This window comes from Streptomyces anthophorae (assembly GCF_049310305.1).
Taxonomy (GTDB): domain Bacteria; phylum Actinomycetota; class Actinomycetes; order Streptomycetales; family Streptomycetaceae; genus Streptomyces.
In genome coordinates this window covers 7,615,798-7,642,571 of record NZ_JBLWQQ010000001.1, presented here as the reverse complement: position 1 = coordinate 7,642,571, position 26,774 = coordinate 7,615,798, and the positions used below count along the sequence as shown (strand labels likewise).

Annotated in this window: 25 protein-coding genes; 11 read left to right on the top strand and 14 right to left on the bottom strand. The window is 71.6% G+C overall.

Annotated features, from left to right (window positions below; all coding sequences use genetic code 11):
* Positions 1-207 precede the first annotated feature (207 nt).
* Complete coding sequence (locus tag ACNYS0_RS34765) at positions 208-2,454, top strand: penicillin acylase family protein (protein ID WP_422479410.1); 2,247 nt, start codon at positions 208-210, stop codon at positions 2,452-2,454.
* A gap of 28 nt (positions 2,455-2,482) precedes the next feature.
* Here the strand turns inward: ACNYS0_RS34765 and ACNYS0_RS34760 are convergent, their stop codons facing one another.
* Together ACNYS0_RS34760 and ACNYS0_RS34755 are read right to left on the bottom strand one after the other, a co-directional pair.
* Positions 2,483-3,709, bottom strand: a complete 1,227-nt coding sequence (locus ACNYS0_RS34760; RefSeq protein WP_422479408.1) for a glycosyltransferase family 2 protein — start codon at positions 3,707-3,709, stop codon at positions 2,483-2,485.
* The gene (locus tag ACNYS0_RS34755; protein WP_422479406.1) at positions 3,696-3,953 is read right to left on the bottom strand and encodes a hypothetical protein; all 258 of its coding nucleotides are present in this window, start codon (positions 3,951-3,953) and stop codon (positions 3,696-3,698) included. The genes ACNYS0_RS34760 and ACNYS0_RS34755 overlap by 14 nt, the downstream gene beginning before the upstream one ends.
* Positions 3,954-4,154: 201 nt before the next feature.
* On the opposite strand from ACNYS0_RS34755, the gene ACNYS0_RS34750 reads away from it, so the two are divergent.
* The 3 genes from ACNYS0_RS34750 (at position 4,155) to ACNYS0_RS34740 (ending at position 6,356) form a co-directional block, all read left to right on the top strand.
* Positions 4,155-4,898 carry a response regulator transcription factor gene (locus tag ACNYS0_RS34750; protein ID WP_422479404.1) on the top strand — a complete coding sequence of 248 codons (744 nt, stop codon included), beginning with the start codon at positions 4,155-4,157 and terminating at the stop codon, positions 4,896-4,898.
* A gap of 157 nt (positions 4,899-5,055) precedes the next feature.
* Positions 5,056-6,108, top strand: a complete 1,053-nt coding sequence (locus tag ACNYS0_RS34745; protein ID WP_422479402.1) for a glycosyltransferase family 2 protein — start codon at positions 5,056-5,058, stop codon at positions 6,106-6,108.
* Positions 6,109-6,161: 53 nt separating this feature from the next.
* Positions 6,162-6,356 (top strand): hypothetical protein, encoded by a 195-nt coding sequence (locus ACNYS0_RS34740; RefSeq protein WP_422405808.1) that lies wholly within the window; start codon positions 6,162-6,164, stop codon positions 6,354-6,356.
* Positions 6,357-6,404: 48 nt separating this feature from the next.
* On the opposite strand, the gene ACNYS0_RS34735 is transcribed toward ACNYS0_RS34740, so the two are convergent.
* Entirely contained in the window at positions 6,405-7,634 is a 1,230-nt protein-coding gene (locus tag ACNYS0_RS34735) for a macrolide family glycosyltransferase (protein WP_422479400.1), read from the bottom strand.
* Between the two features lie 118 nt (positions 7,635-7,752).
* Between ACNYS0_RS34735 and aac(6') the strand changes: the two genes are divergently transcribed.
* Complete coding sequence (aac(6'), locus tag ACNYS0_RS34730) at positions 7,753-8,226, top strand: aminoglycoside 6'-N-acetyltransferase (protein ID WP_422479398.1); 474 nt, start codon at positions 7,753-7,755, stop codon at positions 8,224-8,226.
* Here aac(6') and ACNYS0_RS34725 read toward each other — a convergent pair.
* From ACNYS0_RS34725 to ACNYS0_RS34715, 3 genes are read right to left on the bottom strand one after another with little or no spacing between them, the layout of a single operon-like run.
* Positions 8,195-9,079 (bottom strand): hypothetical protein, encoded by an 885-nt coding sequence (locus ACNYS0_RS34725; RefSeq protein WP_422479396.1) that lies wholly within the window; start codon positions 9,077-9,079, stop codon positions 8,195-8,197. The two genes, aac(6') and ACNYS0_RS34725, sit on opposite strands and share 32 nt — an antisense overlap.
* Complete coding sequence (locus ACNYS0_RS34720) at positions 9,079-9,498, bottom strand: hypothetical protein (protein WP_422479394.1); 420 nt, start codon at positions 9,496-9,498, stop codon at positions 9,079-9,081. The genes ACNYS0_RS34725 and ACNYS0_RS34720 overlap by 1 nt, the downstream gene beginning before the upstream one ends.
* Positions 9,499-9,511: 13 nt before the next feature.
* Positions 9,512-12,418, bottom strand: a complete 2,907-nt coding sequence (locus ACNYS0_RS34715; RefSeq protein WP_422479392.1) for a CHAT domain-containing protein — start codon at positions 12,416-12,418, stop codon at positions 9,512-9,514.
* 183 nt (positions 12,419-12,601) lie between these two features.
* Between ACNYS0_RS34715 and ACNYS0_RS34710 the strand changes: the two genes are divergently transcribed.
* From ACNYS0_RS34710 to ACNYS0_RS34700, 3 genes are all read left to right on the top strand, one after another.
* The gene (locus ACNYS0_RS34710) at positions 12,602-13,435 is read left to right on the top strand and encodes a PIG-L family deacetylase (protein ID WP_422479390.1); all 834 of its coding nucleotides are present in this window, start codon (positions 12,602-12,604) and stop codon (positions 13,433-13,435) included.
* Positions 13,436-13,611: 176 nt separating this feature from the next.
* A complete protein-coding gene (locus ACNYS0_RS34705) occupies positions 13,612-14,811 on the top strand; it encodes an LCP family protein (RefSeq protein ID WP_422479388.1) in 1,200 nt (399 codons plus the stop codon).
* A gap of 153 nt (positions 14,812-14,964) precedes the next feature.
* A complete protein-coding gene (locus ACNYS0_RS34700; RefSeq protein WP_422482856.1) occupies positions 14,965-15,273 on the top strand; it encodes a hypothetical protein in 309 nt (102 codons plus the stop codon).
* Between the two features lie 289 nt (positions 15,274-15,562).
* On the opposite strand, the gene ACNYS0_RS34695 is transcribed toward ACNYS0_RS34700, so the two are convergent.
* Together ACNYS0_RS34695 and dgt are read right to left on the bottom strand one after the other, a co-directional pair.
* Complete coding sequence (locus ACNYS0_RS34695) at positions 15,563-16,522, bottom strand: pyridoxal-phosphate dependent enzyme (protein WP_422482855.1); 960 nt, start codon at positions 16,520-16,522, stop codon at positions 15,563-15,565.
* Positions 16,523-16,646: 124 nt separating this feature from the next.
* Positions 16,647-17,999 carry a dGTP triphosphohydrolase gene (gene dgt, locus ACNYS0_RS34690; RefSeq protein ID WP_422479386.1) on the bottom strand — a complete coding sequence of 451 codons (1,353 nt, stop codon included), beginning with the start codon at positions 17,997-17,999 and terminating at the stop codon, positions 16,647-16,649.
* 131 nt (positions 18,000-18,130) lie between these two features.
* Between dgt and ACNYS0_RS34685 the strand changes: the two genes are divergently transcribed.
* Positions 18,131-19,354, top strand: coding sequence for a metallophosphoesterase (locus ACNYS0_RS34685; protein WP_422479384.1), 1,224 nt, complete (start codon positions 18,131-18,133; stop codon positions 19,352-19,354).
* 269 nt (positions 19,355-19,623) lie between these two features.
* On the top strand, positions 19,624-21,264 hold the full coding sequence (locus ACNYS0_RS34680; protein ID WP_422479382.1) for an AMP-binding protein: 1,641 nt from the start codon (positions 19,624-19,626) through the stop codon (positions 21,262-21,264).
* Between the two features lie 39 nt (positions 21,265-21,303).
* Here ACNYS0_RS34680 and ACNYS0_RS34675 read toward each other — a convergent pair whose 3' ends face one another.
* The 6 genes from ACNYS0_RS34675 to ACNYS0_RS34650 are packed head-to-tail and all read right to left on the bottom strand — an operon-like array spanning position 21,304 to position 25,823.
* A complete protein-coding gene (locus tag ACNYS0_RS34675) occupies positions 21,304-21,615 on the bottom strand; it encodes a hypothetical protein (protein ID WP_422479380.1) in 312 nt (103 codons plus the stop codon).
* The gene (locus tag ACNYS0_RS34670) at positions 21,615-22,265 is read right to left on the bottom strand and encodes a vWA domain-containing protein (protein ID WP_422479378.1); all 651 of its coding nucleotides are present in this window, start codon (positions 22,263-22,265) and stop codon (positions 21,615-21,617) included. The genes ACNYS0_RS34675 and ACNYS0_RS34670 overlap by 1 nt, the downstream gene beginning before the upstream one ends.
* 14 nt (positions 22,266-22,279) lie before the next feature.
* The gene (locus ACNYS0_RS34665) at positions 22,280-23,428 is read right to left on the bottom strand and encodes a hypothetical protein (protein ID WP_422479376.1); all 1,149 of its coding nucleotides are present in this window, start codon (positions 23,426-23,428) and stop codon (positions 22,280-22,282) included.
* On the bottom strand, positions 23,425-24,633 hold the full coding sequence (locus ACNYS0_RS34660; protein ID WP_422479375.1) for a protein phosphatase 2C domain-containing protein: 1,209 nt from the start codon (positions 24,631-24,633) through the stop codon (positions 23,425-23,427). The genes ACNYS0_RS34665 and ACNYS0_RS34660 overlap by 4 nt, the downstream gene beginning before the upstream one ends.
* The gene (locus ACNYS0_RS34655) at positions 24,630-25,046 is read right to left on the bottom strand and encodes a hypothetical protein (protein ID WP_422405824.1); all 417 of its coding nucleotides are present in this window, start codon (positions 25,044-25,046) and stop codon (positions 24,630-24,632) included. Before ACNYS0_RS34655 ends, ACNYS0_RS34660 begins: the two co-directional genes overlap by 4 nt.
* A 9-nt stretch (positions 25,047-25,055) precedes the next feature.
* Positions 25,056-25,823: a hypothetical protein gene (locus ACNYS0_RS34650; protein WP_422479373.1), complete on the bottom strand. Its 768-nt coding sequence runs from the start codon at positions 25,821-25,823 to the stop codon at positions 25,056-25,058.
* Positions 25,824-26,007: 184 nt separating this feature from the next.
* Between ACNYS0_RS34650 and ACNYS0_RS34645 the strand changes: the two genes are divergently transcribed.
* Positions 26,008-26,715, top strand: a complete 708-nt coding sequence (locus ACNYS0_RS34645) for a Crp/Fnr family transcriptional regulator (protein WP_422479371.1) — start codon at positions 26,008-26,010, stop codon at positions 26,713-26,715.
* Positions 26,716-26,774: the final 59 nt, after the last annotated feature.

The following is a 26,774-nucleotide window of genomic DNA, read 5'->3' as shown; positions in this document are numbered from 1 at the left end:
CCCGAGCGCTCCGGACTTGGGAGAACAGCATCGTGAAGCCGCCACGGACCGGCATCGCTCCGCGAGGGTGAACGCGGACGGGGAAACGGCAACGGCCGGTGTCGCACGCACTGTTGATCATCGACCGGGAGGTTCTTAGTCTCAACTCCGTCGCACCGTGGACACGTCGCCACCCCCCGCACGGACCTGACGAAGGTGGAGCACCGCATGAGTCACGCAGATCAGGCACAGCACAACGGCCCGAGCCGCCGCCGGGTGATCGGCGGCGCGGCCACGCTGGCCGTCGCCGCGACAACGTTGCCCACCGGCATCGCGGCCGCCGCCCCGGCCCAGGCGGCCCCCGCCGACCTCGCCCGCTGGAAGAGACAAGCGGCCCGGGTGACGATCACCCGCGACGACTGGGGCATCCCGCACGTGGTCGGAAAGTCCGACGCCGACGCGGTGTTCGGGATGATGTACGCGCAGGCCGAGGACGACTTCAACCGCATCGAGCGCAACTACCTGGTCAGCCTGGGACGTCTGGCCGAGTCGGAGGGAAAGGGCGCGCTCTGGCAGGACCTGCGCCAGCGCCTGTTCATCGACCCGGAGGACCTCAAGAGGAGTTACGCGAAGTGTCCTTCCTGGCTGCGCGCCCTGATGCGCGGCTGGGCCGACGGCCTGAACTACTACTTGGCGACCCACCCCGACGTACACCCCAGGGTGCTCACCCACTTCGAGCCGTGGATGCCGCTGAGCTTCTCCGAGGGCAGCATCGGAGGCGACATCGAATCGGTGGCCCTCAGCCAGCTGGAGGCGTTCTACGCACAGCGCGAGGTCCCCCTGACCGAGGAGGAACAGGGCCTCAGGTTCCGCGAACCGTCCGGCTCCAACGGCATGTCCATCGCCCCCAGCCGCACCCGCGACGGCCACGCCCTCCTCCTCATCAACCCCCACACCAGCTTCTTCTTCCGCTCGGAACAGCATGTGACGAGCGAGGAGGGCCTCGACGTCTACGGCGCCGCGACCTGGGGCCAGTTCTTCATCTATCAGGGCTTCAACGAGCACACCGGCTGGATGCACACGTCGAGCGGCGTCGACAACATCGACGAGTTCGCGGAGACGGTCGACCGCGCCTCGGACGGCACGTACACCTACCGCTACGGCAAGGAGCACCGCCCGGTCACGGCACAGGACATCACCCTGGCCTGCCGTACGGAGAGCGGAGGCACGGAGCACCACACCTTCACGACGTACGCGACCCACCACGGCCCGATCGTGCGCGAGGCGGACGGCAAGTGGATCGCGTGCGCGCTGATGAACAAGCCGGTGGAGGCCCTGAAGCAGAGCTACTTGCGTACGACGACGCGGGACTACGCCGAGTACCTGAAGGTGGCGGAGCTGAAGGCCAACAGCTCCAACAACACCCTCTTCGCGGACTCGAAGGGCGACATCGCCTTCCTGATGCCGCAGTTCATGCCGGTCCGCGACGACCGCTTCGACTACATGAAGCCGGTCGACGGCAGCGACCCGGCCACCGACTGGCACGGCCTGCACACCCTGGACAGCATGCCGCGGGCGGTGAACCCGAAGAGCGGCTGGGCGTTCAACAGCAACAACTGGCCCTGGACGGCGGCCGGTGCGGACAGCCCGCACGCGTCCGACTACCCGCGCTACTTCGACAAGGCGGGCGAGAACCCGCGCGGCCCGCACGCGATCCGCGTCCTGACGTCGCGGGACGACTTCACCCCGCAGACCCTCATCGAGGGCGCCTTCGACCCGTACCTGACGGCGTTCGCCCGCCTCCTGCCCGGCCTGGTGAAGGCGGCGGACCAGCTGCCGGCGGGCAGCGCACGCAAGAAGAAGCTCGCGGCGCCGACCGACCTGTTGCGCGACTGGGACCACCGGTGGTCGGCCAGGTCGACGGCGACCTCGTTGGCGGTCTTCTGGGGCGAGGCGCTGTGGGCCCTGGTCTCCAAGGCAGCCGCTGACGCGCACCTCTCGGTCTGGGACTACATGGCCGACCGTGCCACGGACGCGCAGCGCGTCGACGCGCTCGAATCGGCGGTCGACCGCCTGACGCAGGACTTCGGGAGCTGGCAGGTCCCGTGGTCCGAGATCAACCGCTACCAGCGCAACGACGGCGCCGTCACCCAGACCTTCGACGACGCCCTGCCCAGCTACCCGGTCCCCTTCACCTCCGCCCAGTGGGGCTCCCTCGCCTCCTTCGGCGCGAAGCGCTACCCGGGGACGAAGCGCTACTACGGCACGAGCGGCAACAGCTTCGTGGCGGTCGTCGAATTCGGCCCGAAGCTCCGGGCCTGGGCGGTCACGGCGGGCGGCGCCAGCGGCCACCCGGACTCCCCGCACTTCGGCGACCAGGTGAAGCGGTACGCGAGCGGCGACCTGCGGCCGGTGTACTTCTATCCGGAGGACCTGAAGGGACACGTGGAGCGCAGGTACCGACCGGGGTCATGAGGAACGCCGGAACGAGCGCGCCCCGTCCTCAGCCGTCGCTGCGCTCCAGGTCCCAGACGACGCGCTTCTTGCGGGGACCGCGGACCAGCCCCTGGGACTGGGCGACGATCGCGGCCAGCGCGTTGATCGTCCAGTACGCCAGGGGGTAGACCGGCAGCAGCAGGCAGGCGTACGGCAGCTTCGGGTCGAGCCGCAGGTCGATCAGGGTGGCCACGATGATCTGCACCATGGCGATGACGGCGATGCCCACCCCCCAAGCGAGCATCCACCGGAACCCGGCGGCGTCATCGGGGTGCAGGATCACGTGGACCACGCCGTACACCGTGGCGACGAGCAGCATCACCACCCACACGTACGACAGGAGGGCCTCGGCGGCGATGGGCCACAGCGGCCAGTGGCCCGGCCGCCACACCCACCGCAGGTGGGTGCGCAGCACCTCGCCCTGGCCGCGGGACCACCGGGTGCGCTGGGCCCAGATCGAGCGCACCGTCTGGGGGACCTCCATGCCGACCAGGGCGTTCGGCTCGAAGCAGGTCAGATGTCCGGCCCGCAGCAGCCGCCAGGTGAGCTCGATGTCCTCGGTGGCCATCCGCGGGTCGTAGCCGCCGACGTCGAGCACCACGTCGCGGCGGAACAGTCCGAGGACGCCGGCCACCGTGCCGACCCGGCCCGCCAGGGCGTGCGTGCGGCGCATCAGGCCGATCAGGGACGCCGTCTCCAGCATCTGCATGACCGTGATCACCCCGCGCCGGTTGGTGACGCGCGGGCTGCCCGCGACGGCCGCGCAGCGCGGGGAGCGCTGGATGCGCGCGACCAGGTACCGGATGGCGTCCGGGTGCAGATGGGTGTCGGCGTCGGTGACCAGGACGAGCTCGTTGCCCGCCCTGCGGAAGCCGTCGTTGAGGCGGTCCGCCTTGCCGAGGTTCGTGCCGTCGTCGTGGACGGTGATCCGGTCGTCGCCCGCGGCCGCCACGCGCGCGGCGGCGACCGTCGCGTCCTTGGAGCCGTCGTTGAGGATCAGGATCTCGAGGTCCGGGTAGTCCACGTCGCGCAGGGCCGCGACACTGCCGCCGATGACCTTCTCCTCGTTGTAGGCCGGTACAAGGACCGTCACACCCGGCCAGCCTCCTGGCGGGGTGACCAGGGCCTGCTTCTCCTCCCTGAACCGGAAGATCACTCCCCCGGCCATCCAGGCGGCTCCGGTGACCACCGGATAGAAGGCGAGGAAGAGCAGCAGCAGATCAATCGGGGACACGTCGTTCCTCCCGTCGTCTGACGGCGATGGCCCAGGCCAGCGCGAGCGCGAAGAGCAGGCACGAGGCCGCGGTGACGAGCGCGAGGTGCCACAGGATGTAGGTGTGTCCCAGGAGCACGAGGCCGAGCCATGCCGCGGCGATCCACACGACCGCACCGAGCACGAAGGCGAAGACCCGGCGTCCGCGGGAGGCGGGCCTGTTCGGCTGGAACCGCACCGTCGACCGGTCCCCGCGTGCCCCCATGCCGCACCTCGCTTCTCGCCCGCGGACCAGAACCCGTCGATCACAGCAGGTCACGCGCTGCCGGCCGGCCCTGACACGCGGCACGCTCCGCCTCGTTCACCGGCACCGCGCACGCGGGCCACCTCGTTGGCCCACCGCCCCCCCCCCCCCCCCGGACCCGTCCGTTCGACACGCGGCCCCCGTGGCCCGAGCATGTGGTCTATGCAGGCATCCGCACCCCGGCGTGGAACGCGCGGTCGGGCGCTGCCGCTGCTCCTGGTGGCGGCGGCGCCCGATGTGCCCGTGCGGTGGCTGGCCGATCTCGACGACCCCCGCTTCTCGTACCGCGTCGTCTACAGCGGCCACGACACCCTGCGCGACCTGTACCGCTACCGGCCCGACCTGCTGATCCTCGGTCTCCGTGTGCGGGATCCGGGGCCCTGGGAGGTGCTCCGGCGGGTGCGGGACATGACCGAGGACCTGCGCGTCATGGTGGCCGCACGGCACCTCGACACCGCGGAGGCCGTGCGAGCCCTCGAAGCCGGCGCCGACGACGTGCTCTGGCCCGACATGCCCGAGGGCCTGTCCACGGCCCTGGTCATGGCCCGGCTGCGCCGCGCGACGCCCGTGTCACCGCCCGAGCAGCTCCTCGACGACGGGCGCCTCCGGCTCGACCTCGCCAGCCGCGAGGTCACCATGGGCGGCCTGTACGTGCCGCTGACCGCGCTGGAATTCGACCTGCTGCACGCCTTCGCCCGCAACCCCGGGCAGGTGCTCACCGCGGAACAGCTGCTGCACCACGCCTGGCGCGGCCGCCCCGGCGAGGACGGCGACGCGCACAAGGTGAAGTACGCCGTGCTGCGCCTGCGCCGCGGGATCGAGAGCGCCACAGGGGAGAAGGCACCCATCGAGACCGTGCGCGGAGTCGGCTACCGGTACGCAGTGCCCGGCTCGCACCCGGCGTAGGTCCCGGGCCGAAGGTCCTCTCCTGCCTCGCGCGGCCCGCTGCAACCGTCGCGCAACCTTCGTACGACCTCGCTGCTCCCCTGCGCGCTCAGAGTCGAGGACGTCGCAAGGCGATCCGCCTGCGACAGTCCACGACAGAGCAAGGGACAGCTCGTCAATGACACTCGTCGCACTCATCCCCGCACACAACGAGCAGGACCGCATCGTCGCCACGCTGGCGGGCCTGTACCGCCAGACGGTCCGCCCGGACCGCATCGTCGTCGTGGCCGACAACTGCACGGACCGCACCGCGCGCATCGCCGACTACTGCGGCGCCGAGGTCTTCGTGCCCACGGACAACAAGGACAAGAAGGCCGGCGCCCTCAACCAGGCCATGGCTCCCCTGATCGCGGACCTGGCCGACGAGGACCTCGTGCTCGTCCAGGACGCCGACACCGTCCTCAACCCCGAGTTCGTGGGCTGCGCGGTGGAGGCCATGGAGGACGAGACGGTCGGCGCGGTCGGCGGCATCTTCTACGGCGAACCGGGCGGCGGCCTGCTCGGCCAGCTTCAGCGCATGGAGTACCAGCGCTACGCCCTGGAGATCCGCCGCAAGAACAACGAGGCCGTCGTGCTCACCGGGACCGGCAGCCTGTTCCGCGCGGGCGTCCTGCGCCAGGTGCGCCGGGCCCGCCTCGACGGGGTCATCGGCGGCGGCGAGAGCTACTACTCGCTCGCCTCCCTCACCGAGGACGACGAGATCACCAAGGCCGTCAAGACGCTCGGGTACCGCACCGTCTCCCCCGACGGCTGCTGGCTGGTCACCGAGGTGATGCCCACGGTCGGCAAGCTCTGGCACCAGCGGCTGCGCTGGCAGCGCGGCGCCCTGGAGAACCTGCGCGACTACGGCTGGACGTCGGTCACCAGGAAGTACTTCGGCCAGCAGATCATGCTCGGCGTCGGCGCCCTCGCCCTCGGCCTCTTCTTCCTGTACGCGGTCCTGAACCTGACCGTCGTCGGCTGGGGCGGCCTGTCGCTCTTCTGGACCTCGATCATGCTGATCTTCGTCGTCGAGCGGACGCTGACCGTGCGCCGCCTCGGCTGGCGGGCCACGCTCCTCGCGCTGCCCCTCATACCGGAGTTGCTCTACGACGTCTTCCGGCAGGCGGTGTTCGTCCGCTCGCTCGTCGACCTGGTGCTGCGCCGCGAGGCCCACTGGGTCGCCACCTGAACCCGCAGCACCACACTGTCCACTCACCCGTTCCCGCCCAGGAGTTGAGCACCATGTACGGAAATCCCACCAGCGCCGCGGCACTCGGCGGCGCGGGCACCGGCGCCCTCGCCATGACCGGCACCCTCAGCCCGCTCGCGATGCTCGGCCTCGTCGTCGGCTGCCTCACGCTGATCGCCGCCGGCCTTGCCCTGCGCACCCTCAGCCCGGTCATCGCGGGCAAGGACCGCGGCCCCGGCCCGTACTGAGCCGACCGCCCTCGGCCCCCGGCGGCACGACGGTGGCGGCCGTGCGCGTCAGCCCGCCAACACCCCCCGAACCAACTCGGCCGCCCGCTCCGCCCCTCCCTCCGACCGGAACCTCCGCCCCATACCGGCGGCGGCCTCCGTCATCCCGCGGTCCTTCAGGTCCTTCAGCACCCGTTCGACGGACGCCCGCAGCGCGGCGGGCGGAACCGGGCGGTGGGACAGCGGCTGGCGGAGCACCACCGCCGCGCCGCGTTCCGCGATCGCCCGGCCGATGAGGAACTGCTCCACCTGTTGCGGCACGACGACCAGCGGCACCCCGCAACTCAGCGCCTCCAGCGCGCTGTTCATGCCGCCGTGGGTGACGAACACCGACGCCTCGCGCAGCAGGGCGAGTTGGGGGACCGAGCGGCGGGCGAGGGTGTTGGCCGGTGCGGCGCCCAGGACGGCGGGGTCGACGCCGCTGCCGGTGGCGAGGACGACGCGGACCGGGAGGTCGCCGAGCGCCGTACAGCAGGCGCGGAAGAAGGCCGCGCCGCCGTCGTGCAGCGTGCCCAGCGAGACCAGGACGACCGGGTCCCCGCCCGACACATGGGCGGCGAGCTCCGGGTCCAGCGGCTCGGGCACGGCGTCCGGTGAGGCGGTCGGGCCAGTGAAGCGGCAGCCGGCGTCCAGGCGCGGGTCGGGCGGCTGGAGCTCCTCGGGGATCGGGAAGAGCGTCAGGTCGCCGCGCAGCGGGAGCATCGGCGTGGCCGGGACCGCTTCCGCCCCGAACTCCTTGACCAGTGCGCGCTTGGCCCGCAGCGCGGCAGGCATGTCGCGCAGGGTCGGGCCGACGACGGCCAGGTTCTCCCGCACCGTGAGGGCCTTCACCGCGCCGCTCCCGACGAAGAACGTCGTCATGAAGGAGACCGTGGGCAGCTGAAGGGCCGTCGCGGCCAGTCGGCCCCAGAGCGCGTTCGAGTCGTGCATCAGCGCCGCCGGGCCCAGCGCCCCGGCCTGCTCGACGACGAACGGAACGAGCGCCGAACACGCCCTCAGGACCTTCACCACCACGCCCACGCTGCTGCCCGCGCGAGTCGCCTCGGCGATGTCACGGGCCGTCAGCACACCCTCGGGATACGGCACGAATCTCGCACCCGTCGCCTTGATGTGGTCCTCGAACTCGGCGTCGCACAGGTACACGACGTCGACACCTGCGCCGACGAGCTCGGTGACGACGGGGAGGGTCGGATTGACGTGTCCCGCGGCCGGCATTCCCGCGATCAGCAGAGTGGTCATGGGGCGACGATAGGCGCGTCGGCGCGTGCGGGTGCGCGGGGCACCCCGTACGCCATCGCCACCTCCAGGTGCCGGGAATCCCGTTGAGGTGTCGGGACCGCCGAGGGACCATGACGTCATGGAGTTGAACGGGGACAAGGTCCTCCTGCGGCCCGTGTCGAGCGGCGACGTCGCGATCCTTGCCGAGATCGTGCGCGAACCGGAGGTCGCCGCGTGGTGGTCGCCGCCGGACGACTTCGAGGGCGATCTCGCCATCGTCTTCGAGGGCGAGGTCATCGGCATGATCCAGTACGACGAGGAGGACGACCCGGAGTTCCGCCGGGCCGGCATCGACGTCTTCCTGACGGCGCGCCTGCACGGGAAGGGGCTGGGGACCGACGCGGTGCGCACGCTGGCGAGGTGGCTGGTGCGCGAGCGCGGCCATCACCGGCTGACCATCGATCCCGCCGCGGCGAACACCGTCGCGATCCGCAGTTACACCAAGGTCGGCTTCAAGCCCGTGGGGGTCATGCGGGCGTACTGGCGCAACCATCGGACGGGTGTCTGGGAGGACGGGCTGCTCATGGATCTGCTCGCGGAGGAGCTGACCTGACGGGCTCGGTCCTGGGCAGCGGAAGATATGCGCCCTTGGCGAGGATGCGGTCGATCTCGCGGCCCTCGGTCACGGTCACGCGCCGCAGCGGCAGGGGTACGCCCACCACATGTGCCAGGCGGCGGAGTTGGAGGTCCACGGCCGCCTCACAGGCGAGGCAGAAGTCGTCGGCGCCGCGGCGGCCCTGGGCCCAGCCGAGGAGAAGCAGGGCGAGCGCGACGACGCCGGCGGGCCACCAGAGCGGCGCGAGCGCGGCGTAGGGCAGCGCCCAGGCGACGCGGACCGTCGCGGCGGCGTACTCGTCCCAGGCCGCGGTGACGATCTTGGGGCCGCGCAGGTCGTGGAGCTGCCAGAGGCGGGGCCACACCCTGGCGAGCGAGACGCCGTACTGGGCGGCGACCCGCTCGTCGACGAGGGCGAAGCGGTCGCCGATCCACGTGGCGCGATGGGGCAGATAGCGCTCGGGCACGGCGTAGCCGCCCTGCCGGGCCGTGTCGAGGGCGTTGCGCCGGCGGCGCTGGATGCCGGGGTTCATGACGCGCCGCAGGGCCTTCGAACGGCCCGTCCAGAGCCGGTGCACGAACAGGCTCAACTCCCGTACGACGAGGGCCGTCACGATGACGCCACCGAGGAGCAGGCAGCCGAGCACCGCCCCCTTGGTGGTCGTTGCGGTGTCGCCGAGGCTGTCGAGGCGCCGGACGAGGACGCCGAGGTCGAGTGCGTGGGCCGCGCCGGAGGGCCGCATCGCCCAGGCGGCGAGGACGGCCGCCGCGAACGGCACACCGGGCAGGATCAGGAAGGCGAACCAGCGGTCGGCGATGCGTTTGCCCAGCTCGGTGAGGATGCCGTCCATCAGCCACCGTCCCGCGGGGGCATGAGCGCCCCGTCGATGTGGCAGCGCGGCTCGGCGGCGTCCGGGCCGCGTCCCCGGGCGGGGCAGCGTCCGCTCGGGCAGCGGAACCACTCGACGACGGGGCGCTCCTGCCAGGCGTCCGCGGCCGGCAGCCCCGAGGACCGGTGGCCTTCGCGCCGCAGTTCCAGCGCGCGGAGCGCGTCGGACGCGGGCTTGCCCGCGCGGACCTCGGCGACCTCCCGGTCAAGGGCGGCCCGCCACGCGTACCGGTCGGCCTTCTCCCGCAGTTCGGGCAGGTGGGCGCAGAGCCACGCCAGGGCGACCTGTTCCGTGTCGGCGGCGCCCGCCCCGTCGGCGGTGTCGGGGGCGGCCGTGGTGTTGGCCCGGCGGTGCCAGGGCCAGCGGTCGCGGATGGACATGGGTGGTGCTCCTCTACGGTCCGATGTGCAGCAGGGAGGACCAGACGTCCACGGTGTGTGGGGCGGCCTGGCGCAGGGTCTGTGCCGCGTTGTGCACGGCCTGGGCGGCGAGCCCGCTGTCGGGCGGGCCGTGCGCGGTGAGCGTCCGGTACACCTCGCGCGCGGCGTCGAGCGCCTTGTCGCTTTCGACCTCCCACAGGGTGCCCACCACGTGTGTGTACGACTGGAGGTGGAGCAGGGCGGCGAGATGGATGGCCTCGTCGTAGGCGCGCGGGTCGGGGGCGGCGGTGCTGCACGCCGACAAGTAGCAGAACTCGGCGCCGGGCAGGCCGAGGTCGGCGAGCTGGTCGAGGGAGACCGCACCGTCGGCCACGGCGAGTCCGGCGGCGTCGGCGTGGCAGGCGAAGTGTGCCCAGCGGGCGTCGCGCAGCCGCGTGAGGACGTCGTCTACATGTGCGGGGTCGAGTGTCACCGCGTCGGGGAAGTGCCGCAGGAACTCGGCGGACTCCTGTGACACCTCCGGCAGGTCGGGCCGGTCGGGGGTCTGCGGTGCGGCGACGACGAGTCGCCCGCGGGCCGTGGCGGTGCGCTCGGTGGATCTCAGGAGCGCGCCGATGGTGGGTGTGTAGGAGGAGACGACCTCGTCGAGCAGGGCGGGGTCGCCGGGGTGCGTGTGTCGGCCCGCCGCATGGATCGGCAGGGCGGTGAGGGGGCCCGTGGGGCACCACCAGATCCGCCGGTCGGCTGGGAGGTGCGGCCTCAGGACCGTCAGTACGGGCTCGGCGAGGTCGGCCCACAGGCGTGGCGCGATGACGTTGAGCAGGGCCTGGTGGCGGCCGTCCGGATCGGCGGACTGCCGTGCCCACTCGACGAGTTCGCCGTGGTCGAGGCGGTCGAGCGGCACGAGGAACGGTTCGTCCCGGCCGGGCAGCAGGGCGATCGCGTCGCAGCGCAGCGGGTCGGCGTTGAGCACCACGACGGGGCCGCGGTCCGCGGCCCTCGCCAGTTCCCGGTAGCCGGCCCGCTCCGACTCCCGCAGCCGGGAGGCGAGTTGCTCCCACTCCCGGCCCAGGCGGATCCGCCGCTCCACGTCGGCACCCGCGAGGTGACCGGGGCGCCCGCCCGCGTCGTCGTCCGGCATGTCGAGCTCGGCACGGATCTCGGCGAGGCGCCGGGCCAGGGCGGGATCGGCGGCCCGCGCGCTCTCAACGCCCATGCGCAATCGGGCGAGTTGACCCCACATCACGGCGCGCCCCTGCTCCAGGACCTCCACCGCGTACGCCACCCGCCCGGCGGCGATCGCGGCCGCTGCGGCCGCCGTCGACACACCCTGCCAGCGGCTGAGCAGCCACCGCTGGTCGTCGCGGCGCAATCCGATCCAGGCCATCTGCGGCAGGAGTTCGACCGCCGCCCCGTAGCCTTCGACCGACAGCGGTCCGCCCGCGCCGAGTTCACCGAGGCGGACGGCGGCGGCCAGCCGGGTCTGCAACGGCGAGGAGGAGTCGCCGACCGCCTCGCGCAGGCACCGCACGGCCTCGTCGCGCCCGCCCGACGCCTCCAGCGCGCGGGCCCTGACCGTCAGACAGACGGCGTGCAGCGGATGGCCGGGGCCACGCGCCTTCACCAGTCCGTCCGCCAACTCCCTTGCCTCGTCGAGGTCCTGGCGGTCGCCGTCGCGGGCGAACCGCTCCAGCAGCGCCACGACGGCGCCGGGGCCGGGCTCCCCGCGCCGCCCCTCCTCGACGGCCGCGGCCAGCGCGGCGGGATCGGCCGTGGCCCGGTACCCGATCAGCTCCAGCTCGACGAGGCGGCCCCGCGCCCGGTCCGGATGCCGCGCGGACACGTCCCTGACGAGGGCAAGGGCCCGTTCGAGATCGGCGAGGTCCGCACGCAGCTCGTACCGGTCCTTGAGCGCCCAGGCGAGCGTGAGGAGGACGACGGGCCAGTCGGTCATCGTGAGCCAGAACCACGGTCGCGGCTTCGCGGCGAGCGGGTCGAGGACGGCGATCGCCCGGTCCAGATGACCGGCCGCGCCGGTCCACTCGTAGCGGAGGATGAACGCCCGCGCCACGTTCACCTCGACCGCGGGCCGCCCGAACGCGAACAGCAGCCGGTCCACCACGTGCCGCTGCGGGGCGTCGAGAGCGGCCGGGCCGTCCCTCAGCAGCTCGTCCAGCATGGTGTCGCTTCCCTGGTCCGCCAGCAGGTCGATGAACGCCTCCGCGCGCACGAGACCCGCCAGGGAATCGAGATCCCGCCCGGCTCCCGCCCGGAACGTCTCGGCCCGCCGCACCACGTCCCGCAGGGCGTCCCGCCGCCCGGCACCGGCCCCGGAGGCGACCGTCTTGGCGCGGACCAGCCGGAGCAGCAGCGCGACCGTCCCGCCGCCCCGCACGACGATCCACGGCACGTACACCAGCAGGGTCACGCCGAGCACGGACCCCAGGGTCGCACCGAGGAAGAGCGCGGTCATGGGATCCCGGGAGACGGCGGCGAGGGCATCGCCCTGCGCCAGGAACGGCACGGCGATCATCACCGTCCACACCCCGAGCAGCGCAAGGACGTTCAGCGGACGCCGCACGCACTCGCGCCAGGTGCGCCACACCAACCGGCGTTGTCCGACCGTCCAGTTGACCGCGAGGACGAGGAACACCAGACAGCCCACGCCGAGCAGAACCAACTCCGCCGGCATCCACGGCGCGTCGGCCGCGTACCGGTGCAGTCGACCGGTGTCCAGGTCCAGCCAGCCGCCCCGGCCGGGATCGTAGAGGGCATGGCGCTCGGCGTCGTACACGGCCCGGTCGTGCGGCCCGACCCGAAAGGCCCGGTGCTGCGCGACACGATGCCCCCACACCCCACCCGCCACCGCGGCCCCCGCGGCCAGAACCCCCACGGCGATCAGCCGCTTCCCCGTCGCCACGGGGGTGATGATACGGCGCGGGCGACGACGGCGGGCGCCGCGTGGCATCGGCGACAAGAACAAGGTCGAATCGGTCACGTCGGGAACAGCTGACGCGTCCCGCGCGGTTGCATCAGCCGAGGGGCCGGGCGCTCGGCATGCGCCGCGCCCGGACCAGACATGTTTCCGCAGGAGGACGCTTTCATGACCGACCGACCCTTGACGCTCATGGCCGTGCACGCCCACCCCGACGACGAGGCCACCAGCACCGGAGGGGTCCTCGCGCGATATGCGGCGGAAGGCATCCGCACGGTGCTCGTGACCTGTACCGACGGCGGTTGCGGTGACGGGCCGGGAGGCGTCAAGCCTGGCGAACCCGGGCACGATCCCGCGGCCGTCGCCAAGATGCGCCGCCAGGAACTGGAGACGAGCTGCGAGGTCCTCGGGATCAGCGATCTGGAGACGCTGGACTACGCGGACTCCGGGATGATCGGCTGGCCGAGCAACGAGGCCGCCGAATCCTTCTGGCAGACCCCCGTGGAGGTGGGCGCCGCCCGGCTCGCGGAGCTCATGCGCCACTACCGCCCCGATGTGGTCGTCACCTATGACGAGAACGGTTTCTACGGCCACCCCGACCACATCCAGGCCAACCGCATCACCATGGCGGCGCTGGAGATGATCGACTTCACGCCGAAGGTGTACTGGACGACGATGCCCCACTCCGGGATGCAGCGGTTCGGCGAGATCATGCGCGAGTTCAACGAGGACATGCCGGAGCCGGACCCCGCCGAGGCCGCCGCGCTGGCCGACATCGGTCTCCCGGACGACGAGATCACCACGTGGGTGGACACCACCGCGTTCAGCGACCAGAAGTTCGACTCCCTCGCCGCGCACGCCAGCCAGGGCGAGAACATCTTCTTCCTCAAGATGGGCAAGGAACGGTTCGGCGAGCTGATGGGCCTGGAGACCTTCGTCCGCGTCAGGGACACCACGGGCGCGGACGTCCCCGAGAACGACCTCTTCGCCGGGTTGCGCTGACCCGGATCCATGCGTCCGGCGGCCGGGCCGCGGTGAATTCCGAGGGATGTTTCCGTGCGACCCTGTGAGCGTTCGGGGACGGATGTGGACATCAGGAGTGGGAACTCCGCACCTTCCTGTCGGAATTGAGGAGTGAACCCCCATTTCCACGGACGGCTTGTAGCCCGGCGTCCCTTTTGCGGCATGCCTTTCGACGACTTGCCCCCGAGGGCGGTCCGGAATGCACACTGCCCCGCATGAATCAGAGGCGCGGCGTCCAGAACGTCGATTTCCATGATCGGTACGAGCGCGATTTCGCCGCTCCTCGCCCGGACGGCATGCGGGGCACGGGCCCCCAGGGACCGACGCCGCCACCGCGACAAGGTGGCGGCGTTCCCTACGATTCCGGCCGGGTCCGTCCCCGCCGTGGGCGCAGGGTCAGAAGGATCCTGATATCGATCCTCGTACTTCTGCTGCTGATTGCGGGCGGCACCTATTTCTGGATCGATTCCAACCTTCGAAAGGAAGTCGATCTCGGGAAGGTCGTCGACCGGCCTGGCGAGGGTGAGGGCACGAACTACCTCATCGTCGGCTCGGACAGCCGCGAGGGAATGTCCAAGCAGCAGGAGAAGGACCTGCACACGGGCGCGGCCGAGGGCAGGCGCACCGACTCGATGATGATCCTGCACGTCGGCGCGGGCGATCCGACGCTGATCTCCCTGCCGCGCGACTCGAACGTGAACATCCCCTCGTTCCGCGGCTCCGAGTCCGGGCGGATGCGGCCCGCGATGGGCGCCAACAAGCTCAACGCCGCGTACGCCTTCGACGGCCCGCAGCTGCTGACGCGCACCGTCGAGTACAACACCGGCCTGCACATCGACCACTACGCGGAGATCGGATTCGCCGGCTTCGCGAACGTCGTGGACGCCATGGGCGGCGTCGACATGAACCTCGACAAGGGCTTCCAGGACAAGTGGTCGGGTGCCGACTTCCAGGCCGGCGAGCAGACCCTGGACGGCAAGCAGGCCCTCGCCTACGTCCGTACGCGGCACGCCTTCACCGGCAGCGACCTGGACCGCACCAAGAACCAGCAGAAGTTCCTCGCCGCCCTCTCGAACCAGGCCGCGTCACCGAGCACGACCCTCAACCCGTTCAAGCTCTACCCCCTCATGGGCGCGGGACTCGACACGCTCGTCGTCGACAAGGACATGAGCCCCTACCTGCTCGGCCGGATGTTCCTCGCCATGAAGAACGTCAACAGCGGACAGGGCAAGTCGATGAACATGCCGATCTCCGGCAGCGTCGGCGGCAACCTGGCCTGGGACTTGCCGAAGGTCAAGCAACTCGTGGGTGAACTGCGCAGCGACTCCCCGGTCACCGTCACCAGCGACCGATAGGCATTGCACGCGCGGCGACCGGTGTAACACTTTCCGGCCGCCACGACGCAGAAACACAGAGCAGCCGACGTACGACTCCGTACAACTCCTCAGAACGGAATTCTCGTGAGCAACATGGACCCGGCTTCGGGATACCCCGCACACCACCAGCCCATGGATTCCGAGCGCATGGTGCGTCGCCAGAACGGTACGCGGCGCACGGCTTTGACCATCAGCACCATCGCGGATGTCGCGGCGGGTTTCCTGGTCCTGTGGATCGCGCTTTTCCTGCTCGGTGCCAACCAGGCGAACGTATTCGTCGATTTCGTGCAGGGAACGGCCGACTGGCTCGGCTGGTGGGCCCAGGACATATTCACCATGGACACGGAAGGCATACGCGTCGTCCTGAACTACGGTCTCCCGGCCGCCATCTATCTGCTGATCGGCCACGGAATCGCGGCCCGGCTCAACCGGGCAGCCTGATTCCCGAACGCTTTGGAGTGCGGAGGCGGGCCGGTGTCGGGGGGAGAATCGGCCCGCCTCCGCAGGTCGGCGTCTGCACCTCCGACCTGAGGGTCGACGCCATGACCCGCTCGGGGTCATTCCTCTCTGCGCGGCACGAGCCGGGAGTGTCACGGGGGAACGGGGATGGTCACGAACTCGACACCACCATGAAGACGCGTCCTCAACAACCCCTCGAGCAGACCTCAGGGCATGTCCCCCTCAGGGCCGGTCGGCGCCGCACTCCCGCGCTGCTGGCCCCCTCCCGTTCTCAGGACAGACCGAAGCGCCGGGCCCAGGCCGCCACGTCCGCGGTCGTCGTGTTGCCCCCGCAGACCACCAGGCCGAGTCGGGCCCCCTCGCCGACGCGCTCCAGTACCCGGCGGGAGGCGGGCAGCAAGCAGCCGGCGGCCGGCTCGGCCCAGACCTTCGCGTGGTTGGCCAGGTCCAGAGTGCCCTGGACCGCCTCGGCGTCGGTCACCGTGAGGACGTCGGTCAGCAGCGCCGAGGCGTGCTCGTAGGTGAGCCGAGAGGCGCTGGGTGCGCTGAGCGTCGAGACGATCGAGGACAGCTCGACCGGCGTCGGCCCTCCGGCGTCCAGCGCTGCCGACATGGCCTGGGCGCCTTCCGTCTCGACGCCCCAGATCCGGATTCCGGGTCGACGTGCGCGCAGCGCGGTGGCGACGCCGGAGATCAGCCCGCCGCCACCGATGCTGACGAGTACGTCGGTGAGCTCCCCGGCGTCCTGCGCGAACTCCAGGCCGACCGTGCCCTGGGCGGCGACGACGGTGGGGTCGTCGAAGGGGTGGATCAGCGTGAGCCCCGCGTCCCTGAGCTCGCCGACCAGAGCGAACGCGCCGTCCATGGTGTCGGCGATGTGGACGCTCGCCCCGGCGGCCTCCGCGGTGCCTCTGGCACTGGCGGGAGCGGTGCGGGGCATCACGATGGTCGCCTTGACGTCCAGCAGGCCCGCCATGACCGCCAGGGCGATGCCGTGATTGCCCCCGCTGACCGTGACGACCCCCGCGGCGCGCTCGGCCGCGTTGAGCGTGAGCAGCCGCGCGGTCGCACCCCGGGCCTTGAACGAGCCGGTGCGCTGGAGCAGTTCCAGCTTCGCGGTGGTCGGCACGCCCAGCAGTTCGGACAGCCCAGGACTCGGCACCGTCGGCGTCCTGACGACGTACCCGGCGATCCGCTCGGCTTCGGCCTCCACGTCGGCGACAGTGATCAGCACATCCCTCTCCCACACGATTCCCGCAGCGCGCCCCTCGCCACTGCACCGCCCAACAGTGCGTGGTCCACGCAAGGGTGTCCAGTGGGCGGCTGGTGGCCCGGGGCGCGGCGGGGCGCCGCGCTCAGAGCCAGTCCCCGTCCGTCACCGACCCGAGGCCGACGCCGGACAGGCGGCGGTGGAGGGCGACGGCCTGGCCCTCGGTGAGCGAGGCGACGTGGTCGGCGGCGGCACGCAGCGAGTCGCCGTGGAGGTCGAGTTCCTCGGCCCGGTCGGTGGGGAGCAGGTGCGGGGATTCGTAAGTCCAGCGCAGGAGTTGGGAGACGATGCGGCGCTTGCCGTGCTGCTGGGTGGCCAGGGCCGGGCGGTCGATGACGTAGCACCAGACCAGTTCCTTGAGCAGCTCGCAGGCCGCTCGGCGGTCCGCGGGGACGACGAGACGGGCGCCGTAGCGAATCGCTGCCGTGCCGCCGATGTCCAGGTCGATGTCGCGCGTGAAGTGGTCGATCAGCTTGGCGGTACGGGCGTTGAGGGCGACATCGTCCGCTTGGCGGCCCCCGTACGGCTTGGCGATCGACAGTGCCTTTGCGATGTCGGACAGGATGTGGAGCGCCTCGTCGCGGTCGAAGGCGGCGCCCGCGCGGTGGCGTTTGGCGGCCACGTAGTCGAGGAAGCGCCGCGTCTCGCGCTCGGTGTCACCGCCCGCGGCCCCGGGCGGCGGAAACAGCGCGGCCAACGGGATCAGCCCGGCGCGGTAGAAGTCCTCCACGTCGTGACAGGCGTACGTGACGTCGTCGGCCCAGTCCATCACCTGCTCCTCGACCGGCACCGCGTCGTCGTCACGCCCGGCCCGCACCCACCTGAACGCCTCCCGGTCGACCGCGTACACACCCCATTTCGCGTGCCGCGCGGGGTCGGAGTCGCGCGGGGCGCGTTCCCACGGGTACTTCGTGGCCGCGTCCAGACAGGCCCGGGAGAGGTGCAGGCCGCGGTGGCCCGCGTACTTGTGGGCGGCCAGGAAGGTGAGGATGTGCAGCGTCTGGGCGTTGCCCTCGAAGCTGTCGAGGACGCCGTGTCCGGCGTGCAGCTCGTCCATCGTCGCGCGCAGCGCCGTCTCTCCGGCGTGACCGAACGGCGGGTGCCCGATGTCGTGCGCCATGCAGGCCGCCTCGACGAGGGCCGGGTTCGGCCCGCCGTAGCGCCGCTCCAGACGCTCGGCCATGCGCCGCCCGAGCTGCGCGACCTTCATCGAGTGGGTGAGCCGCGTGTGATACGCGCCGAGTTCACTGCTCGCGACGACCTGACTCTTGCCCGCGAGCGCCCGCCACTGCGTCGAGTACAGGATCCGGTCCACATCGTGCTCGAACCCCGACCGCTGCCCGTCGTCCGCGACGCGTCGACGCAGGGAGTGCTGCTCCAGGTCCTCATCGGTGTAGTGGGCGGGTCGCATGGCGGCGATGGTACTGGACCTGTCCATCGGCCGGAGGGCTCCTCGGGCGGCCTCGTCCACCGTCGCCTTTGCGACTCGGGACCGGGACCCGGGCACCGCCCCCTCCCCCGGCGGCGGACAATGAGGTTTCCAAGAAGGTCCGGAACTGGAGGGGAAGCGTGACCGAGACCAGCGACGCCCGATCCGCCGCCGACAAAGGGCGAGAGGCGCCACCGGGCCGACTGCGGCGCCTGATGCGCTACATCCCCCTGATCGCCCCCGTCCTGCTGTGGGCCGTGCCGTGCTGGGTCCTTCTGTACGGCGGTCAGCACTGGCCGCTGCCCGTCACCGTGACCGGCACCGCGCTGTTCGGCCTCGGTCTGGTCGGCATGCCGTTCGCGATGATGCGCGGCCACGGGCGACGTCAGCAGGACCGGGCGGCGATCGTCGGTGACTCGCTGCTGGGCGGGAGTTGGGTCCTGTTCACGTGGTCCGTGCTGCTCGGCAGCGTGCTGCGGCTCGCGCTGGTCGCGGCCGGCGTCGGCGACGGGGAGGACCGGGCGCGCATCGTCGCCTGGGCCGTCCTCGGTGTGTCCGCCGTGCTGCTGTCCTGGGGGTACGCGGAGGCCCGGCGGGTGCCACGCGTGCGCCGGCTCGACGTACAACTCCCGCGCCTGGGAGCCGGGTTGGACGGCACCCGGGTCGTCCTGATCACGGACACCCACTACGGTCCGCTCGACCGCGCCCGCTGGTCGGAACGGCTCTGCGAGACGGTGAACACCCTGGACGCCGACCTGGTGTGCCACACCGGCGACATCGCGGACGGCACGGCCGAACGCCGGCGCGCCCAGGCCACCCCCTTGGGCACGGTCCGGGCGACGCGGGCGCGCGTCTACGTCACCGGCAACCACGAGTACTACAGCGAGGCCCAGGGCTGGGTCGACCTGATGGACGAGCTGGGCTGGGAGCCGCTGCGCAACCGTCATCTGCTGCTCGAACGCGGCGGTGACACCCTCGTGGTCGCCGGTGTCGACGATGTCACCGCCGAGTCCTCCGGACTCGCGGGCCACCGCGCACACCTCGACGGAGCCCTCCACGGCGCCGACCCCGACCTTCCGGTGCTCCTCCTCGCCCACCAGCCCAAGTTCGTCGACCGCGCGGCGGCCCAGGGCGTCGACCTCCAGCTCTCCGGCCACACCCACGGCGGCCAGATCTGGCCCTTCCACCACTTGGTCCGCCTCGACCAGCCGGCCCTCGCAGGACTGAGCCACCACGGCGCCCGCACACTCCTCTACACCAGCCGCGGCGCCGGCTTCTGGGGCCCGCCCTTCCGCGTCTTCGCCCCGAGCGAGATCACCCTCCTCGTACTGCGCTCGCCGCAGGAACCCACCGCGCCCCACTGAGGCATACAGAGGTCAAATCCAGGAAGAACAAAGGAAAAGAAGGAGTCAAGGGTGCCGATGCGGGCCAACCCGAGGCGTGCACGGATGACGCCGGGGGTTAGCCTTGATCTTGGTTGTCTGGGGCAACCAAAGAACCCGGGGCGGGCGCCACTTGTGCCGGGCGCGGCGTGCTGCGCCGACGGCTCCGGACGGCCACCCCCACACCCAACAAAGCACTACCACCGGCGCGCCCCAAGACCAGCGGGCCGGTGGCCCCAGGAGGACCATCCATGCCCGCAGAGGCATCCGCAGCCACCCCCACCCCCGCAACACCCCAGGCGCCCGAAGGCACTTCGCACGACGCCGCGATATCTGACACGGCGTCCGACGCGCCGGAAACCTTCCGCACCTTCGTCGAGGACAACCTCGACGCACTGACCGCCCACCCGGACCGCGAACTCCTGGTGTACGGGGACCGTCGCATGACGGCCGGTCAGTTCCGTTCTCTGGTGCACCGCATGGCCCACGCGATGGCCGCCCAGGGTGTCACGCGCGGTGCGACCGTCACCCTGCTCAGCGGCAATCTGCCCGAGACGATCGCGGCCCGTTACGCCGCCAACCTCGTGGGCTGCAAGGTCAATCACCTCTACAACAAGCTGTCGGCCGACGTGCAGGCGGCGATCGTCCGGGACGTCGAGACCCAGGTCCTGGTCGTCGATCCGCACTACGCGGACCGCGCCACGGAGATCATCGAGAGCGCGCCCGTGCGCCACGTCCTCGTCCTGGGCGAGTCCAAGCGCGAGCTCGGCCAGGACCTGCTGGCACTCGCCACCGGGCAGCCCGACGAGCCGTTCGTGTCCCGCGCCCACCCCGACGACATCTGCACCATCCGGCACACCGGCGGCACGACGGGCCACCCCAAGGGCATCGTCACGACCTTCGAACAGGTCAACCGGATGCGCCGGATGGTGGCTCAGGCACGCCCCACCGAAGCGGAGTTGCCCCGGCAGCTCGCCTGCACCACCCTCGCGCACGCCGCGGGCATGCTGGCGGACAACGTCATCCAGGCCGGTGGCTGTGTCGTGCTGCACGAGGACTTCGACGCGGGCGAGGTGCTCGACACCATCGAGCGCGAACGCATCACCCATCTCTTCCTGCTGCCGCCGCTGGTGTACCAGCTCCTCGACCACCCGGGCTCCGAGGACCGCGACCTGAGCAGCCTGCGCGGCCTGACGTACGGCGGCTGCCAGGCGTCGCCCGCGCGGATCGCGGACGCCGTGCGCCGCTTCGGCCCCGTACTCCTCCAGTTCTACGGGCAGAACGAGGCCGGCGGCATCAGCGTGCTCACCCCCGAGGACCACGACCTGGACCGGCCCGAGCGGATGCGCTCCGCGGGCAAGGTGCTGCCGGGCGTGGAGGTCGCCGTCCGCGACACCGACGGCAAGGACCTGCCGGTCGGCGAGCTGGGCGAGATCTGCGTCCGGTCCGAGGGCACGATGACCGGCTACTGGAAGCAGCCGGAGCTGACCGCGGAGGTGCTGCGCGACGGCTGGCTGCACACCGGTGACATCGGCTTCCTCGACGAGGACGACTACATCACCGTCGTCGACCGGCTCAAGGACATGATCGTGGTCGTCGGCGGCCATGTGTACACCACCGAGCTGGAGGACCTCCTCAACTCGCACCCGAAGGTCCTCCAGAGCGCGGTCTTCGGCGTCCGCGACGCCGACCGCATGGAGCAGGTGCACGCCGCGATCGTGGCCGCACCGGGCCTCGCGGTGGAGGCGGAGGAACTGCGCGCCGCGGTGCGCGCACAGCGCGGCCCGATGTACGAACCGGCCCACATCACCTTCGTGGACGCCCTCCCCCTGACCGACGCGGGCAAGCCGGACAAGAAGCTGCTGCGGAAGCGGGCGGAGGAGCTGGCCTAGCCGTACCCGGCCTCGACCGCTCCCCCGCTCCCCGTACCGCTACCGCTGCCTCCCGTTCAACGAACCGCTGGTAGCGGTGATCGTGGGGCCGGGCGGGTGGGTGGGGGCGGTCGAGGTCTGGGGCGGGTGGCCCGGCGGCGGCGTCGCGGGAGCGCTGGAGGCGGTGTCGGTCGGCTGCGCGGAAGTCGCCGGGTGCGAGCCGCCCCCGCGGCCCTTTTCCGGAGCGCCGAGGACGTTGCCCGTCACCTCGACCGCGGCGCCGCAGACGAGCAGCGCCACGGCCAGCGCGGTGAGTCCGGCGGCGGCGCGCTGCGGCCGGGACACCGTGTAACGCGGTTCGACGTCCATCATCAGTCCACGTACTCCTGGGCGACCTCGACGTAGTTGAAGCCCTTCACGTCGGTGGCGATCTGCATCTGCCCGGTCTTCGACGAGGCGATGAGGGTGTTGAGCAGGCCCGTGATCGCCCCGCTCAGCGCCGACTCGGTGTCCGAACCGTCGGCGATGAACAGCGCTTTGGTGGCCACCTGTTCCAGCACGTCGCGCATCGCGCCGCCGAAGCCGTACGCGATCACATGCGGGTGGCGCGGCCAGTCCCTGTCCACGAGCTTGCGGAAGGCGTCCTGCCAGTGCGCGTCGGTCGGACTGCCGTCGGTCAGGAAGAAGATCGTGGGCCGCAGCACGTCGAGGTTCTGCGCCCGCAGGCTGCTGACGTCCTGTTCGATGCACTCCCGCACCCGGTCGAAGGTCTTGCCGTAGTCCGTGCGCCCGCCGCAGATCACCTCGGGCATGGCCGGCACCTGCTCCATGTCCGACATCGGGATCACCACATGCACATCGGTGGAGAAGGCGACCACGCAGACCCGGGCGAACTCCGAGACGCGGGGATTCGTCGCCAGGTTGTAGTGCAGACGGGAGAGGGTCGCGTTGAGTACGGCCTCGTGCGGCTTCATCGACGAGGACGCGTCGATCACCACATAGGTCGGCAGGCAGAGTGACATGGTGCACCTCTGGGTCAGTGGTTGGAGGCGATGATGAACAGCAGGACCAGGGCGATGAGGACGACGAGAACCCAGCCGGCCTGGGTGGTGGTGTCCGGCGTGTTGGCGCGCTTCGACTCGGGTTCCTCGACGGGCTCTTGGGCTGCGGCGGAGGGCTTCGGGGCCGGCTTCGTGGGCTGCGGTTTCGGCTGCGGGGGCAGTGGGGGCAGCGCGCTGCGGGAAGGACGTGGCGCGACCCTGACGTAGGGGCCGCTGTTCAGCGCCTGGTTCAGCTGAGCGGCCGAGGGCCGTCGCTCGCGGTCGGTCGCGAACAGCATGTCGAGCAGTACTTCGGAGACGGCGGGCTGGTTCGGCCAGGGGGACGCGGCGACGGTGTGGAAGGTGTGCGCGTCACGCAGGCCCGTCATGCATTTGGCGACGAGCAGCCCGAGCCGGTAGCGGTCGGTGTACGCGTCCGCGTCGGTGCCCGGTGGTGTGAGCGGGTCGGCCCAGTTCGGCTGGTGGATGTCGGGCATCTTCTGGGGCTGGCATCCGTCGACGTCGATGAGGTAGACGGAGCGCTGGGACGTGCTCCAGAAGGCGTTGGAGAACGACCAGTCCGAATAGACCAGGCCAAGGTTCTCCAGGATCGCGGCGAGCCGCGTCAGTTGGCGACAGGCGGCCAGTCTGCCCTCGGCTCCCGGGGCCGGCAGCCCGATGCCCCGGATCGACTTGTCGGACTTCGCCAGCCAGTCGATCTCCACGAAACGGCGCTCGCTGAACCCGCCGCGCCGCAGTTCGCCGCGGAACTGCTCGGGCGCCATCGGGATCACGCAGCCCACGGCCGGGTTGCCGGGCCCCTCGATGCGGGCCGCGGGCCAGCACGTACCGGCGTACAGGAGCGCACGATCCGCCTCCGGCAGCGTGCCGGGGCCCGAGATCAGCAGGTCGAGCCGGCGGGCGTCCTCCGGATGCTGGTCAGGGCGGTAGAGCTTGGCCAGCCAGCCCGGATGGTCCGTCAGCGGCCGTACGGCGACGGCCTGGCCGTTGTGCTCGGAGATCGGTTCGGCCAACGGGCCGAGATCGCTGACGCTCACGGTCCGCGGCAGGAGCCAGCCCCGCGGATCTGCCGCCGAGCCGCCGGCTCCGCCGTCCGCGCCGTCGACGAGAGAGGGGTCTGTCATGCCCGGCCACCGTTCCAGATCACGACCGCGGTGCGGTCGTCGAGGCACTGCGGTGCGTCGAAGCCGACGTCGGCGGTGAACCGGGTGGCCGGGACCGGCGAGCGCCAGGCGTTCGCGAAGTACTCGTTGATGTTGCCCGCGCGGTCCGCCCACGCGTCGCCGATCCCGTCCGTGACCAGGCCGAGGGCGGCGCCGGGAGCCAGCGTGACGTAGTCGTCCCTGGCCAGTTGCGGTGTGTCCGGCAGCCGCCCGGCGACCTCGTTCGAGACCACCGCGGCCGCGCGGTCCTTGGCCTCACCGCCGGAGAACCGCCACAGCGCGTCACGCGGGTCGAGCGTCCAGGCCGAACTGTCCCCGAGCCATCCGACCCAGGCGCGCGCGACGCCGTTCGTGTCGGGCTCGGCGAGCACGGCGGTGATCAGCACGGTGGCCAGGTGCGAGGTGTCGACGCCGCGGCCGGTCGCCTGCGCGGCGACCGCGTCCGCGATCCGCCCGTACAGCTCCTTGACGTCGAGCCCGTCAAAACCCACCGTCTCGAGCCGCTCGCGCAGCAGGGTGACGGCCTGGCTGGAGGCCGTGGTGGCTCCGGCGTCGGACCGGGCCGCGCTGGACAGTCCGTCGGCCACCGCCACGATCGCGTGCCGGCTGTCCCGGCTCCGCCCGATCCGGTACGAGTCCTGGCGCGGCTCCGCGGGTTGGGCGCAGCGGTGGCCGGGGCCGATGACGGAGGCCGCGCGGAGGGTGAAGGCACCGACCGTGGCCTCGTCGGCAGCGATCCCGTTCTGCACGGTGCGCTCCGGCAGCAGCCAGGGGTAGCCCTGGGCCCGGGCGCCGTCGCCGAAGCGGGGCACGCCCAGGTCGGTCGGCCGTTCACGCAGGAACGGGCGGGGTTTCGGGGCCTGGGCCGGAGGCTGTGGCGCCGCCGGTCCGGTGACGTAGCGGCAGATCGGAGGCGCCGTGCCGGGCTGGGGTTCCGGTGCGAGCGGGTCCCGCCGCCCCGGCGAGGTCGCGGCGGAGTCGCACCCGATCGCGGCCGCCGCGCCGATGACACCCACTGCCGCGAGGGCGAACACGTCCACCAGCGGGCCGTACCGGCGATGCGGCGTGCTGATCTCGATGAAGGCCCCGATGACGACGGCCACGAACAGCGCCGCCCGCCACCGCCCGCCCATGAGGCCGCCCCGCCGGCTGTCGCCGCGACTCACGGCCGTTCCCCGGCGTCGTGGGACCGCGGTCCTGAGGCGAAGTGCTGAGTGCCGTGCTGCACCGCGAACACCTCACCCGAGTTGGTGGCTGAATTGACCTGGATCACGGTGTCCGGCCTTTCTGGAGTGCGCAGCGAGGCCAGGGCCATGACGTCCTGGGCGAGCTCCGGAGTGCGGTCGAGCAGCTGGGCCAGGGCCTCGGTCCAGTAGTCCACGGCTCCGGCGTCGACCGCTCCCCTCGTGGCGGTCGACTGCCGGTCGAGCGCGACGGACAGCTCGTTGTGGCGGCTGCCGCGAGCCCGCGCGAGGACGCTGCTCATCAGCCTCTTCGCCTCCTGCCAGAGGTCGGTGCCCATGGCGGAGACAAGAGCGGTGGCGCCGCTCGCGGCCAGCACGGTGAGTTCCTCGTTCATCGGCGCGTATCAACCCCGGTCGTTGTGGCGGATGTACTGGTTGCCCCGGTGCACGGCGAAGGCCGTGCCGTTTCCCGTGGCCCGGACGAGTTGCTCCACGGCCCGCGGGGCGGACTGCGCGGGCGGCGCGGGCCGTTCGCCGGAACCGGGGGCCCGGCCGGAACCGGAGTCCTGGCCGGAACCGGCCTGCGGCCCGATCGGGCTGCCCGGATACCAGAGCCAGGCCCGCGCGGCGTACTCCTTGACCCGGACCTCGGCCGCGGTGAAGGTGTCGGCCTCGAGCCCTTCGTAGCCGTGCCCGACGGTTTCCTCGTAGAAGTGCTGCGAGAGGATCGCGGCCAGGGGGGTGCCGCCGGTACCGGCCAGGGTCGCGTGCCGGAGCGGGGCCGAGTCGAGCAGCCGTGCCAGCGCCTCGAAGGGCGCTCCGGAGACGGTGCCGTCCGGATCGAACCGGATCTCCCCCGCGTGCACGGCGGCCCGCACCCGCAGCCGGGCGTCCGCGCCGGCATCGCGGTTGTGCTCCCGGAGCCGTGACCGCAGCTCCGGGAGCAGCGGGTACAGCAGTTTCGCCTTGGGCAGTCCGGCCGGGGCGACGAGCAGGCTGCCGTCGCCGGTGTCGACGCGGGTGACGTCCCGTGCGTCCAGTGCGGCCGCGTCCAGGGCCTCGGCCAGCGCGGAACGCAGCACGCCGCGGATCTCCTGGAGCCGTCGCTCGCCGCGGCCCGCGGAACTCGCGATGTCGCATGCCAGCAAGGCTCGGTACTCGTATCTCGGCATCCCTGTTCCTCCGCGATCACAGCGAACTCGGGCAACTCCAGGTCGAGTTGCCCTCGTCCGGGGCGTCCGGGTCGTCCGGTGTGGACAAGATGATTGACGAGACCGTAGAGGAGGGGTCCCCGAGCAGAACGGCTACTAATACGGCTTGTGCCGCTTCGGCCGCACGAGGAAGAGAGGTGGGGCGATGGGTGCCACACGTGTGCGCGGGTCCGGGGCCTACTGGCCGCCCGCCGGGCTGCTCGGCCGCGTCGACGAGGCCGACCGCGCGATCCTCATGGGCCTCGGCCACGGCGTGGCCTACCCGGCCGGCCAGATCACCATCCGCGAGGCCGACACCTCGGACTTCGCGCTGCTCCTGCTCGGCGGCATGGTCAAGGTCACCGCGCTCGCACAGGACGGCCGCGAGGCGCTGCTGGCCGTGCGGATGGCCGGGGACCTGGTCGGGGAGTTCGCCGGGATCGACGGCCGGCCGCGCGTCGGCACCGTGACCGCGTGCGGCAGGGTGCTCGCCCGCTACATACTCCGTTCCGAACTGCTGGAGTGCGCCGAACAGCACCCCGCCATCGGACTCGCGCTCAGCGCGAGCGTGGTGGCCAAGCTGCGTACGGCGACCGGACGCATCGTCGACTTCACCGGTTGCGACGTGCTCGGACGCCTGGCCAGGATCCTGCACCACCTGGCCGTCATCTACGGGCCTCCCGGCCGGCGCGTCGCCCAACTCCCGCTCTCACAGCCGGAGATGGCCACCCTGGTCGGTGCGGCGGAGTCGTCCATCCACAAGGCCCTGCGGGCGCTGCGGGAGTCCGGCGCGGTCATGACCGGCTACCGCAGGATCACGATCCTCGACCTGGATCACCTCGCCCGGATCGCCGCCGCGGCCGCGCCCGACTGATCACCGGCGATCTCGCCGAACACGTAAAAGCACCGGGTTCGTACGACGGGTCGGCGTCA

Bases quoted from the DNA above. Each gene is read 5' to 3' on its own strand.
- ACNYS0_RS34750 (WP_422479404.1), top strand. From the start codon at position 4,155: ATGCAGGCATCCGCACCCCGGCGTGGAACGCGCGGTCGGGCGCTGCCG.
- ACNYS0_RS34680 (WP_422479382.1), top strand. From the start codon at position 19,624: ATGCCCGCAGAGGCATCCGCAGCCACCCCCACCCCCGCAACACCCCAG.
- ACNYS0_RS34710 (WP_422479390.1), top strand. From the start codon at position 12,602: ATGACCGACCGACCCTTGACGCTCATGGCCGTGCACGCCCACCCCGAC.
- ACNYS0_RS34655 (WP_422405824.1), bottom strand. From the start codon at position 25,046: ATGAACGAGGAACTCACCGTGCTGGCCGCGAGCGGCGCCACCGCTCTT.
- ACNYS0_RS34755 (WP_422479406.1), bottom strand. From the start codon at position 3,953: ATGGGGGCACGCGGGGACCGGTCGACGGTGCGGTTCCAGCCGAACAGG.
- ACNYS0_RS34745 (WP_422479402.1), top strand. From the start codon at position 5,056: ATGACACTCGTCGCACTCATCCCCGCACACAACGAGCAGGACCGCATC.
- dgt (WP_422479386.1), bottom strand. From the start codon at position 17,999: ATGGACAGGTCCAGTACCATCGCCGCCATGCGACCCGCCCACTACACC.
- ACNYS0_RS34725 (WP_422479396.1), bottom strand. From the start codon at position 9,079: ATGGACGGCATCCTCACCGAGCTGGGCAAACGCATCGCCGACCGCTGG.
- ACNYS0_RS34665 (WP_422479376.1), bottom strand. From the start codon at position 23,428: ATGACAGACCCCTCTCTCGTCGACGGCGCGGACGGCGGAGCCGGCGGC.
- ACNYS0_RS34645 (WP_422479371.1), top strand. From the start codon at position 26,008: ATGGGTGCCACACGTGTGCGCGGGTCCGGGGCCTACTGGCCGCCCGCC.
- ACNYS0_RS34740 (WP_422405808.1), top strand. From the start codon at position 6,162: ATGTACGGAAATCCCACCAGCGCCGCGGCACTCGGCGGCGCGGGCACC.
- ACNYS0_RS34720 (WP_422479394.1), bottom strand. From the start codon at position 9,498: ATGTCCATCCGCGACCGCTGGCCCTGGCACCGCCGGGCCAACACCACG.
- ACNYS0_RS34670 (WP_422479378.1), bottom strand. From the start codon at position 22,265: ATGTCACTCTGCCTGCCGACCTATGTGGTGATCGACGCGTCCTCGTCG.
- ACNYS0_RS34675 (WP_422479380.1), bottom strand. From the start codon at position 21,615: ATGATGGACGTCGAACCGCGTTACACGGTGTCCCGGCCGCAGCGCGCC.
- ACNYS0_RS34765 (WP_422479410.1), top strand. From the start codon at position 208: ATGAGTCACGCAGATCAGGCACAGCACAACGGCCCGAGCCGCCGCCGG.
- ACNYS0_RS34735 (WP_422479400.1), bottom strand. From the start codon at position 7,634: ATGACCACTCTGCTGATCGCGGGAATGCCGGCCGCGGGACACGTCAAT.
- ACNYS0_RS34650 (WP_422479373.1), bottom strand. From the start codon at position 25,823: ATGCCGAGATACGAGTACCGAGCCTTGCTGGCATGCGACATCGCGAGT.
- ACNYS0_RS34700 (WP_422482856.1), top strand. From the start codon at position 14,965: ATGGATTCCGAGCGCATGGTGCGTCGCCAGAACGGTACGCGGCGCACG.